The 10,550-nt window shown below is 38.1% G+C and carries 10 protein-coding genes; 5 read left to right on the top strand and 5 right to left on the bottom strand.

What is annotated here, in order from left to right:
* Nucleotide 1: 1 nt before the first annotated feature.
* From sabA to H7N69_RS07680, 3 genes are all read right to left on the bottom strand, one after another.
* On the bottom strand, nt 2-1,963 hold the full coding sequence (sabA, locus tag H7N69_RS07690; RefSeq protein ID WP_232260230.1) for a Hop family adhesin SabA/HopD: 1,962 nt from the start codon (nt 1,961-1,963) through the stop codon (nt 2-4).
* Nucleotides 1,964-2,282: 319 nt separating this feature from the next.
* Nucleotides 2,283-2,741: a sialic acid-binding protein gene (locus H7N69_RS07685; protein WP_120812060.1), complete on the bottom strand. Its 459-nt coding sequence runs from the start codon at nt 2,739-2,741 to the stop codon at nt 2,283-2,285.
* Between the two features lie 28 nt (nt 2,742-2,769).
* Entirely contained in the window at nt 2,770-3,192 is a 423-nt protein-coding gene (locus H7N69_RS07680) for a DUF1104 domain-containing protein (RefSeq protein ID WP_187885345.1), read from the bottom strand.
* A 266-nt stretch (nt 3,193-3,458) separates the two neighbouring features.
* On the opposite strand from H7N69_RS07680, the gene H7N69_RS07675 reads away from it, so the two are divergent.
* The 5 genes from H7N69_RS07675 (at nt 3,459) to H7N69_RS07655 (ending at nt 8,282) form a co-directional block, all read left to right on the top strand.
* Nucleotides 3,459-4,091, top strand: coding sequence for a LysE family transporter (locus tag H7N69_RS07675; RefSeq protein ID WP_187885343.1), 633 nt, complete (start codon nt 3,459-3,461; stop codon nt 4,089-4,091).
* A 68-nt stretch (nt 4,092-4,159) separates the two neighbouring features.
* Nucleotides 4,160-5,902, top strand: a complete 1,743-nt coding sequence (locus tag H7N69_RS07670; protein WP_187885341.1) for a DNA polymerase III subunit gamma/tau — start codon at nt 4,160-4,162, stop codon at nt 5,900-5,902.
* Nucleotides 5,899-6,300: a tRNA (adenosine(37)-N6)-threonylcarbamoyltransferase complex ATPase subunit type 1 TsaE gene (gene tsaE / locus H7N69_RS07665; protein ID WP_053577250.1), complete on the top strand. Its 402-nt coding sequence runs from the start codon at nt 5,899-5,901 to the stop codon at nt 6,298-6,300. Before H7N69_RS07670 ends, tsaE begins: the two co-directional genes overlap by 4 nt.
* A 12-nt stretch (nt 6,301-6,312) precedes the next feature.
* Nucleotides 6,313-7,035, top strand: coding sequence for an LPS export ABC transporter ATP-binding protein (lptB, locus tag H7N69_RS07660; RefSeq protein WP_187885339.1), 723 nt, complete (start codon nt 6,313-6,315; stop codon nt 7,033-7,035).
* A gap of 2 nt (nt 7,036-7,037) precedes the next feature.
* Nucleotides 7,038-8,282, top strand: a complete 1,245-nt coding sequence (locus tag H7N69_RS07655; protein WP_187885337.1) for an RNA polymerase factor sigma-54 — start codon at nt 7,038-7,040, stop codon at nt 8,280-8,282.
* An 11-nt stretch (nt 8,283-8,293) separates the two neighbouring features.
* Here H7N69_RS07655 and H7N69_RS07650 read toward each other — a convergent pair whose 3' ends face one another.
* Both H7N69_RS07650 and H7N69_RS07645 read right to left on the bottom strand, forming a co-directional pair.
* A complete protein-coding gene (locus tag H7N69_RS07650) occupies nt 8,294-8,998 on the bottom strand; it encodes a Fic family protein (RefSeq protein WP_187885335.1) in 705 nt (234 codons plus the stop codon).
* Nucleotides 8,998-10,218 carry an HD domain-containing protein gene (locus tag H7N69_RS07645; protein ID WP_187885333.1) on the bottom strand — a complete coding sequence of 407 codons (1,221 nt, stop codon included), beginning with the start codon at nt 10,216-10,218 and terminating at the stop codon, nt 8,998-9,000. Before H7N69_RS07645 ends, H7N69_RS07650 begins: the two co-directional genes overlap by 1 nt.
* Between the last annotated feature and the right edge of the window lie 332 nt (nt 10,219-10,550).

The raw sequence follows: 10,550 nt of genomic DNA, 5'->3' as shown, positions 1-10,550 counted from the left end.
TTTAATAAGCAAACACATAATTGAGATACACGCTATAGAGCCTTCGGTATTGCAATTGAGTACCTAGAAAAGAATAGTAATTGGTGTTAATGGTAGGGATTTTAATGCCTAGTTCAATGCCATGTTGCGCGGAACGTTCGCTGTCTTTTTTCCTAGCTGTAGCAAGATTCGTCCTCAAACCGAGATTGAACAAGAATTGGAAATTGGAAGTATTGACTTTAGCGCTGTAAGGGTTATTGAACGCGGTTAAATTCACGTATTGAGAATTAAGCCATGTAGTCCCTGCGAGTTGGATACCGCCAAAAAGACCCACAGAAAGCTTGTTGTTCTTTCTTGTGATACTATCGTTGATAATATTCACTAACAAATCGCTCCCACCGCCATAAGTCCATATATCAGAAGACGAATTAAAAAAGCTGGATTTGATATAGCCGTGGTTGTAATCAAAGAAGCCATAATACCTTAACCCCCATCTTTTGCTTTCGCCAAAGAATTGCTTATAACCCACTTGCACGCCAAGCCCGTTCAAAGCGCCGTTATTGTTTTGAGAGCTGATCATGCCCACTTTTTTAAAGGGGTTATTGCTCATCGCCGCTAAAGCTTGATTAAGATTGGATTGCTGCTCTGGGTTGATTTGGTAGTTGTATTGGCCCGCTGCTGGGGCGTTTTTATCGTAAGGCAGTGTGATAATGTCTTTTGTATTGACTTGGTTATAGGGGAGTTTAGAAATCTCTTCGCTCAAATTATTAGCGTTGCTATAGGCTGTTACAATGTTTGCTTGATTGGATTTTAGGTTATAAACATCTCTAGCCACGCTTAAAGCCGAATCAATCCGATTGCCATAATAACTCACGTTGTTTTTAATCGTTTGAATTTCTTGGTTTAAATTCACCTCCTGTCTGTAAGGGTTAGTAGGCGTTTGACCCGCATTGGGTATTTTCAAATAAGCCTTCTCTAGATACTTATACTGCTTTGCAGGGATGGAATTAAAGAGGTTGAAAATATCTTGAGCGTAAGAGATGACTTGCTTTTGGTTTTGAGCGAGATTGTAGATGTCTTTAGCGAAATTAGGGTTTGTTTGAGTCCCTGTAGCTTGAGCTTGCAACTGAGTGGATAGGGTGTGGTTGCTTTGAGAAAGCGTAACCGCTTGTTGCAAGATAGGTATCATCGCCTTGATGTTGTTAAACACCGCGTATTGCGTTGGGTAATTAGTGGATGTGATAGCACCAGCACCACCGGCTCTGTTTGAAACACCTGCGATAACTATATTTTTCCATATCATAGCCGTCTTAGTGTTTGCGATTAGATCCATAAGCTTTTGCGCGGTTTCAAGAGCGCTGCTTACGGTTGAGTTTGGCGGGTTTTGGCCTTCTGTTGTGGCGCACCCGGATAAAGCGCAAAGATTGTTCGCTTTAGTGGTAGAGTTTGTTTGAGCTGCTTGGAGGCTTTCAGCGAGTTTTTTCATCTCATCGTAAGTGGTTTGTTCCATAGCGCAGTTTTCAATTCCTGAGCAGTTCTCTATAATTGTTTTAAAAGGAGGGTTACCCTGAACATCAGCGGGTTTTTGATTATTCTTATTGACCACAAAAAAAGTGAAGTAGTTCCCCGCATAAAGACTCCAAAAACCCAATACCGAAGTGATAACGGCTTGCACGGCGTTGAATATGGGCGATTGGGTGGTGCTGTTGTAGTTGTTGTTGGTAAAGCTTTTTAAATAGTTTAAAGAGCTATTGACCAGCTCAATGTTGTTGGCGTTTTGAATGCTTTGCTTCAACGAAGCCACTTGATTCAAATACTGGTTTAATTGCTCGTATTTTTCGTTCAAGTTTTTCAATTCGCCGGTATTTTTGACCATTTGCACCGCTTCGCCGATTTGATAGCCCACGCCTACAAAAAAGCCGTTGTCTTCAGCGTTTAAGAGCGATGAAGCGAGAGAGAGAGAGAGTAGAATTGTCTTTTTCATAAAATGTTCCTTAAAGTAATGTTTTTGTTGTAAGAATATCATGAAGTGATAATATATTTACAATTAACCTAATTTTACTATAAATTGATTGGATTTCAAAAAAAAAAAAAAAGATTTTGGGGTATTTTAACTTATTTATCTTTGAAGCGTTGATTTTTGTAACGATAAAATCATCTTTTGAATTTTATAAGCAATATTTAATGAGAACAGAATTTTGATAACGCTTAACAGAACGCATTTATCCCAAACGCTAAAAGCGTTTAGGATTTTTGCTTAAAGAATTTGAAGCTTTGATAGAGAGAGTGGTGTGGTTTAAGCTTTAGTGCTTATCGCTGTGATCTTCATCATGGTGGTCATGGTCTTTATCGTCATGATCTTTGTCATGTTTTTTGCCATGCTTCTTGCCATGCTTATCGTGTTTGTGCTTTTTCCCATGCTTGCATGATCTCAACCCAAAATCATCATCCATGTCTTCCATGTTGCCTTTTTTAAGCGCTTCTTTAACGGCTTTTTGGCGGGCTTCAAAATCCGCCACGGTCATGTTGTCTGTGTTTTTAACCGCGTATTCATGCAATTGTTTATGGAACGCCTTTCTCTTATCTTCAGGCATTTTTTTCATGCGCATTTTCAACTCTTTTGTGTAATCCACAATATCCTGCGGAGCGACAACGCCAGCCATTTTAGCCAAATCTTCATCGCTCGTTTTGCTGAAATCTTTGGCGTTTAAAGCCACAAATAGCAACGCGCTAACAGAAAGTATTTTCAACGCTTTTTTCATGTTTTATCCTTTTAAATTAAATTTTATCTCACTTAGGAGAGCAATGTTCGTCTTTTTTCTTAACAGCCCTACACCAAACTTTTCTCGTATCGCCACTGCAAACGCTCACATTAAGTCCTTTTGCCTTGATTTCTTCAGCGCTCAAACCTTTGGTTTTTTCTTCTAATTCCTTACGCACTTCTTCACGCATTTTTTTGAAATCCTCTTCACTCATTTTGGAAAGATTCTTTTTAGCGATCCGGCTGAAATTCGCGCGGAATTTCTTAGCGTCTTCAGCTTTTAAAGCTTTAAGGCGTTTAGACACTTCCATGCGATAATCAATCGCTTCATTAGAAGGCAGAGTGCCTGCTAATTTTAAAAGTTCTTCGTTTTTGAGTTGCGAAAAGTCTCTAGCGCCTAAAACCTGAAATCCAAGCAAAGCTAAAAGGCAAAAAGCCAAACTCCTTCTCATTCCCAATTCCTTGTTGTCTAAATTTTTGCCGCACAACGACAGCAAATTTTGGCATTCTACCATGTTAATTTTAATTTATTCTCAAACGCCTCTAAGAGCGCTAAAAAATGGGGTTTTTAATTTTATATAGCCATTGTGTCATCATTTAACTTTTGTTTATAAAGGTCGTTTTAAACCCTAAAATTTTAAAATACCATTTTGAATGATTGGTTTGTATGGCGTTGGTAGTTTTTGGCTTATTTTGAGTGAAAGGATTTTGAATAAAAATGTTTGTGATTTTTGCAAAAGGCTATAGCTTAGCGATTTCTTTGTGCGCGGCGGTGGGGGCGCAATCCTTGTTTATTGTGGAAAGAGGCATGGCTAGGAACTATGTGTTTTTGATTTGCGCTCTGTGTTTTATGTGCGATATTGTCTTAATGAGCATGGGCGTGTTTGGCGTGGGGGCTTATTTCGCTAAAAACCTTTATTTGAGCTTATTCTTAAATCTATTTGGGGCAGTTTTTACCGGATTTTACGCTTTTTTGGCTTTAAAAACCCTTTTTCAAACCTTTAAAAAGAAGCAAGTCCAAACCCCCAAAAAACTCTCCTTAAAAAAGACCTTATTATTCACTTTAGGCGTTACCTTACTCAACCCTCAAGTGTATTTGGAAATGGTGTTTTTAATTGGCGCGAGCGCTTTGTCTTTTAATTTAGCGCAAAAATTTGTCTTTTTAGCTGGCACTTTATCGGCGGCTCTTTCTTGGCTTTTATTGTTATGCGTTTTATCGTTGCGTTATGGTTCTAAACTTTTAAACAATCAAAAAATCTTTATGGGGGTGAATCTCTTTGTAACCGCTATCATGGGAACGCTTAGCGTTACTTTATTTAGGGATTTTTTAGCGCTATTGAGTAAAACCTAAAAAGGGGCTAGTTTTAAGTCATTTTGCATTACAATACTCCTAAATGAGTTTTAAGGATTACAATCAATATGCAAGTTTTAGCGTTAAAATACCGCCCCAAACATTTTAGCGAGCTAATCGGTCAAGAGAGCGTGGCTAAAACGCTTTCTTTAGCCCTAGACAACCAGCGTTTGGCTAACGCTTATTTATTCAGCGGGTTAAGAGGTTCAGGGAAAACCAGTTCTTCTAGGATTTTTGCTAGGGCTTTAATGTGTGAAGAAGGGCCAAAGGCTGTGCCTTGCGATACTTGCATCCAATGCCAGAGCGCTTTAAACAACCACCATATAGACATTATAGAAATGGACGGGGCGTCTAATAGGGGGATTGATGATGTCCGTAACCTCATAGAGCAAACGCGCTACAAACCAAGCTTTGGGCGTTATAAAATCTTTATCATTGATGAAGTGCATATGTTCACCACTGAAGCGTTTAACGCGCTTTTAAAGACTTTAGAAGAGCCTCCTAGCCATGTGAAATTCCTTTTAGCGACAACGGACGCTTTGAAATTGCCCGCTACCATACTCAGCCGCACCCAGCATTTCAGGTTTAAAAAAATCCCTGAAAATTCCGTTATTTCTCATTTAAAAACCATTTTAGAAAAAGAACAGGTGAGCTATGAAAGTAGCGCGTTAGAAAAACTCGCTCACAGCGGGCAAGGGAGCCTAAGGGATACGATCACTCTTTTAGAGCAAGCCATCAATTATTGCGATAACGCTATCACAGAAAGCAAGGTGGCTGAAATGTTAGGAGCGATTGATAGGAGTGTTTTAGAAGATTTTTTCCAAAGCCTAATCAACCAAGATGAGGCGCGATTAAAAGAGCGTTATGCCATTTTAGAAAATTATGAAACCGAGGGCGTTTTAGAAGAAATGATGCTTTTTTTGAAAGCGAAATTATTAAGCCCTGATTCGTATTCCATCCTTTTAATAGAGCGCTTTTTTAAAATCATTATGAGCAGTTTGAGCCTTTTAAAAGAAGGGGCAAATGCCAGTTTTGTGCTGTTGTTATTGAAAATGAAATTCAAAGAAGCTTTGAAGCTCAAAGCCCTAGACGATGCGATTTTGGAATTAGAGCAAGCCCCTTTCAATCAAAGCCCTAGCATAAGCTATAACGCCTCTAAACAAGAACCCAAAAGTATAGAAAGAATAGAGGGAGCAGAAAAAAGAGAGAACGCAGAAACCCCGCAAACTCCCATGCTTTCAGCTAAAGATCGCATTTTTCACAACCTTTTCAAACAAGTCCAAACATTGGTTTATGAGCGCAACTATGAGTTAGGGGCGGTGTTTGAAAAAAATATCCGTTTCATTGATTTTGACAGCCAGACTAAAACCTTGACTTGGGAGTCTTTAGCCACCAATAAAGATAAAGAGCTTTTAAGAGAGCGTTTTAAAATCGTGAAAAGCATCGTTGATGGGGTTTTTGGCAAGGGCGAAAATATCAAAATCGCTTTAAAACACCATTTGGAAAATAAAAGCGCTAGAGAAGAAACTAAAGAGGTTAAGGATTTTAAAATTTCTTCTTTAAGGGAAAAAATCTTATCCCAACCAACCACCGAAACGACGGCTGAAACGAAAGAAAAAGAGGTTCAAAAAAACGAGATTAAAGAAAAAGAAACTAAAGAAAAAGAAACTAAAGAAAACGACACTAAAGAGGTTCAAGAAGCCCAACCAAAACAAGCCCCTACAGCCTTGCAAGAATTCATGGCTAACCACTCTGAGCTGATTGAAGAGATTAAGAGTGAGTTTGAAATCAAAAGCGTGGAATTGTTATGAGAGCGAATTTAGACGAGTTAGACAAAGTGGCGGCTGCAATTTTAAAAGATGATTTTAAGGGGGTGGTGCTTTTAAAGGGCGTTGTGGGGAGCGGTAAAACGACTTTAGTTCAAGCGTGCTTGAAACGCTTGGGTTTAGACATTCAAGCGACTTCGCCCACCTTTAGCTTGATGCATGCTTATAGCGAGAGCGTGTTCCATTATGATTTTTACATGCGCGATTTAAAGGCTTGCTTGGAGCTTGGCATGTTGGAGTGCTTGTTGGAAAAGGGAATCCATTTTGTGGAATGGGGCGATGAAAAATTAGAAAAAATTTTAAAAAAATACGATTTAGCTATTAAGGTTGTGGAAATTAAAACCGAATCAACCAGCCGTTTTTATACAATAAAGATCGCTTAAAGGGTCGCTTGAATGGATATTTTAAAAGCAGAGCATTTAAACAAACAGATTAAAAAAACCAAAATCGTTTCAGATGTTTCTTTAGAAGTGAAAAGCGGCGAAGTGGTGGGGCTTTTAGGGCCTAATGGGGCGGGTAAAACCACCACCTTTTACATGATATGCGGGCTTTTAGAGCCTAGTGGGGGGAGCGTTTATTTAAACGATGTGAATTTAGCTAAATACCCCTTACACAAGCGTTCTAATTTAGGCATAGGCTACTTGCCCCAAGAATCCAGCATTTTTAAAGAATTGAGCGTGGAAGAGAATCTGGCCCTAGCGGGGGAGAGTACTTTTAAAAACTCTAAAGAGAGCGAAGAAAAAATGGAAAGCTTGCTAGACGCTTTTAATATCCAAGCCATAAGAGAGCGCAAGGGCATGAACTTGAGTGGGGGAGAAAGAAGGCGCGTAGAAATCGCTAGGGCTTTAATGAAAAACCCTAAATTCGTATTATTAGATGAACCTTTTGCGGGCGTGGATCCGATCGCGGTGATTGACATTCAAAAAATCATTGAAAGCTTGATTGGATTAAACATCGGCGTGTTGATTACTGATCACAATGTGCGAGAGACTTTGAGCGTGTGCCATAGGGCGTATGTGATTAAAAGTGGCACGCTTTTAGCGAGCGGGAACGCTAATGAAATTTATGAAAACGCTTTGGTGCGCAAGTATTATTTAGGGGAAAATTTTAAGGTATAGACATGGCGATCTTACGCGCAAACCTTAGCCCTAAAAACAAATTAAACGCCACTTTAAAAGGGTGGCTCCCCATTTTACAAAGCGAGCTTGAAGATTTAGAAGAAGTGTTGAAACAAAACGCTTTAGATAACCCCTTAATCAAAATTGAAAACAAACGCATCAAAAATTTTAGTGATCGCTTTAATCCTAAAAAGAGCAGCGATCATTTAGAAAATTTCGCAATCGCTTCTAAAAGCCTTTTTGAAACTTTAGAGGCTCAAATCATTCCCCCTCTCTTTCCCACTGAAACCTCTCAAAAAATCGCTATGGATATTATCAGCGGACTGGATAGTGAAGGGTATTTTGAAGAAAATATTGAAGAAAGGGCTAAAATTTTAGGGGTAGAGAGCGAAGTTTATGAGAAAGTGCGCAAGCGTTTTAGTTACCTTAATCCCGCTGGTATTGGCGCTAAAGACGTGAAAGAGAGCTTTTTATTCCAGTTAGAAAGTAGGGAATTAGACAATAACGAGCTTTATGAAGAAGCGCGAAAAATCATTTTAAATTTAGAAAAACACCATGAATTTTCTAAAGATTTTTATTATGAAAAGGCTTTAAAGATTTTAAAATCCTTTAAAAACCCCCCAGCCATTGAGTTTTTAGAAAAAGAAATAGAAGTCATTCCTGAGCTTTTTATTTTAGAAGTGGATAATGAAATGATTGTGCGTTTGAACGATGAGAGCTACCCGACGATCAGTTTAGAAGAAAATCGCTTTAAGGATAGCGGCTATTTAAAAGAAAAATTGAAAGAAGCCAAAGATTTGATTGACGCACTAAATTTACGAAAAGCCACGATTTATAAAATCGGCCTGATGCTTTTAGAGTATCAATACGATTTTTTTAAGGGCAAGGAATTACGCCCTTTAAAGCTATTAGATTTAGCCAATGAGTTTAACCACTCTGTAAGCACGATTTCAAGGGCCATTTCTAATAAATATTTGGCATGCGAAAGGGGGGTTTTCCCTATTAAACATTTCTTTAGCATCGCCTTAGACAATAGCGAGACTTCAAACGCTGTGATTAAAGACTATCTTTTAGAATTGATCAAAAACGAAGACAAAAAAGAGCCTTTGAGCGACGCTAAGATTTTAGAACTCATTGAAGAAAAATTCCATTTGAAAATGGTAAGAAGAACGATCACCAAATACCGCCAACTGCTCAACATCGCTTCTTCAAACGAAAGGAAAAAGCTCTATTTGATGCGCGCTTGAAAACCATGATTTTAGGGCTTATTCTTATTGAGTATCATTTGCCCTTGTATGCGTGTGAGTTCAAACTCTTGGGATACTTTGGCGAGTTGGTATAAGCTTTCTGTATTATGCGTGTCTAAAGCCTTAATGTAAGCCTCTTTTTGTTCTTTGGTGATCACAAATGGTATTAAGTTTTGCTCTAAAACGCTATAAAAGATTAGCATTCTGCCCACCCTACCATTACCATCGCTAAAAGGGTGTATCCTTTCAAACAAAATGTGTTGTTCTAAAATGGCTTTTAGTTTTTCTTCTTTATCTTGTAAGGTCTTCATCTTATAATTGAGGTTATCGCACCATTCTTTTATAGCCATAGGCACTTGAAAATGAGGGGTCGTTTCAAAACTAGCTCCTAAAATGGCATTATCAGTCGTTTTGAAAGCCCCCTTATTAGGGAATAAAAAATTCATTAAAATCCCATGCAACTCTCTTATAAAAAAGCTATCAACGCTTTGTCCTTTATTCAGATTTTTTAATAGAAAGAAGAGCATGTTTTGATAGTTTTTCACTTCAAAGAAAGCTCTTTGAGGCATTTCTCTAGGAATGTATTCAGTGGTTAAAATACTTATAGTTTCAGCAAGGCTCAAAGGATTGTTTTCAATAGCAGTGCTATGATGAGCCATGCGAATGGTTAAATCCATAGCGTAATCGTTAAATTCTAATAATTCTTTATAATTCATTACTTAAAATCCCTAAACAATTTCCCTAAATCCAAATCAAGTAATTCTGTTTGGGATCGCAATTCTAAAAGGTTTTGAGCCCCTTTAATCAAATCGTTACTGGAAATGCCATGAGAAAGAGAGATTTGAGCTTCTAAAAACGCGCTCAAATGATCGCACGCCTTTAAAAGCTCCCCGCAAACCCCAAAATATTCATCGCTGTTATAAAGCGTGAACAATTCTTCAGCGTCTTTAGTGAAAATGATTTTGTGGGACTTGTCTTTGTAGCGGTTTTTAAACTCGTTTTCGGTGAAATATTTCAAATCTTCTTGAACGCCCAAAGACACAAAGGAATAGACTTTGTTTTGCATTTCCTTTTTTTCAATTTCTTTAATGCAATGATCAAGCCCTGCAACGCTTTGTTTGATGGGCGTGATAATGTCTCGGGTTAAAATTTCGGGTAAATCATGGAAAAGCCCGCCCAAAAAATGATTGATTCGCATGCTTTTACAAGCTTTTAAATCAAAACTCAACAAATACCCCATAATCGCCACGCATAAGGTATGCCCTAAGACACTGGTTTGCGGCACTCTTGGGGTCTGGCTCCAGCGCTTTTGGAAACGCAACTGCCCAAACATGCTCACCAATTTTTTCAGATCTTCTTTTTCCCCAAAAAGCCCTTCAAACAAATGATCGTTATTGTGGAGTTGCTTGTCAATTTTTTCTTTAATTTCTTTCACACCATACATGTTGGGGTTAAAATGATAAATAATATCAAACTCCCACTTAGACGCATAAAAATGCGCACTCTCTAAAATTTGAGTTTCTAAAATTTGGGGCCTGTGGCTTAAATACTCTTTGAGTTCCTCTAAAGAAAAATACGCGCTGATTTCATCTTGCAAACTTTGCACAACATAGGAAGCTAACTCTTTACTATGCGTTTGTTGGAGGGTGTAAAAAATAGGGGGTTTAATATCGGTTAAAACCAAGCGCTCCAAAAACTCAAAGCAAAAGAACTTGATTAAAAGATCTAAATCTAAATCTTTACCCCCATCTTTTAAATCTTTAGCGAGCAAATACGCAATCATCGCTTTATGGGCTTGCTTGTCTAATTCCACAAATTCCAAAGGGCATGCTTGGTCATTCCAGCGCCTAATGGACGCGCCCGCAAACACACGCCTTAAAAATTGAGTTTTGAGTTTAGGGGCTTTTAGGGGTTTAACAGGATGAGCCGCATACATGACTTTCCTTTTTATACTATTTTGAATATTAAAGCTATGATCTTATTAAGAAATACTGATTGGATCACGCAAGATTGAAAAACCTTAACGCACCACTATCAACACTAACTTAAATTTTATTATACGAAAAAAAGATAAAAATAAGGCTTTTATTTAAAAAAATATTATTTCTGTCATGGATTTCGCACTTAATGGATCTTATACTTAAAACACCCACCCGTAATTAAAAAACACCTTAAAATGGCTAGCCCCTTCATTAAAAACAAAAGAGTTGGTGTAATCGCCACCATTAGAAACGACGCTAGCTTTTCTTTGGATCAAAGGAACGCTAA

Origin of the sequence: Helicobacter pylori (assembly GCF_014497725.1) — a bacterium.
In the GTDB taxonomy this organism is placed as follows: Bacteria; Campylobacterota; Campylobacteria; order Campylobacterales; family Helicobacteraceae; genus Helicobacter; species Helicobacter pylori_DE.
The sequence above is the reverse complement of the archived record's forward strand: the minus strand, read 5'-3'. Positions and strand labels throughout refer to the sequence as shown.

What these genes read in the sequence shown, in the direction of transcription:
- sabA (WP_232260230.1), bottom strand. Translation starts at nt 1,963, where the DNA reads ATGAAAAAGACAATTCTACTCTCTCTCTCTCTCGCTTCATCGCTCTTA.
- H7N69_RS07685 (WP_120812060.1), bottom strand. Translation starts at nt 2,741, where the DNA reads ATGAAAAAAGCGTTGAAAATACTTTCTGTTAGCGCGTTGCTATTTGTG.
- H7N69_RS07680 (WP_187885345.1), bottom strand. Translation starts at nt 3,192, where the DNA reads ATGAGAAGGAGTTTGGCTTTTTGCCTTTTAGCTTTGCTTGGATTTCAG.
- H7N69_RS07675 (WP_187885343.1), top strand. Translation starts at nt 3,459, where the DNA reads ATGTTTGTGATTTTTGCAAAAGGCTATAGCTTAGCGATTTCTTTGTGC.
- H7N69_RS07670 (WP_187885341.1), top strand. Translation starts at nt 4,160, where the DNA reads ATGCAAGTTTTAGCGTTAAAATACCGCCCCAAACATTTTAGCGAGCTA.
- tsaE (WP_053577250.1), top strand. Translation starts at nt 5,899, where the DNA reads ATGAGAGCGAATTTAGACGAGTTAGACAAAGTGGCGGCTGCAATTTTA.
- lptB (WP_187885339.1), top strand. Translation starts at nt 6,313, where the DNA reads ATGGATATTTTAAAAGCAGAGCATTTAAACAAACAGATTAAAAAAACC.
- H7N69_RS07655 (WP_187885337.1), top strand. Translation starts at nt 7,038, where the DNA reads ATGGCGATCTTACGCGCAAACCTTAGCCCTAAAAACAAATTAAACGCC.
- H7N69_RS07650 (WP_187885335.1), bottom strand. Translation starts at nt 8,998, where the DNA reads ATGAATTATAAAGAATTATTAGAATTTAACGATTACGCTATGGATTTA.
- H7N69_RS07645 (WP_187885333.1), bottom strand. Translation starts at nt 10,218, where the DNA reads ATGTATGCGGCTCATCCTGTTAAACCCCTAAAAGCCCCTAAACTCAAA.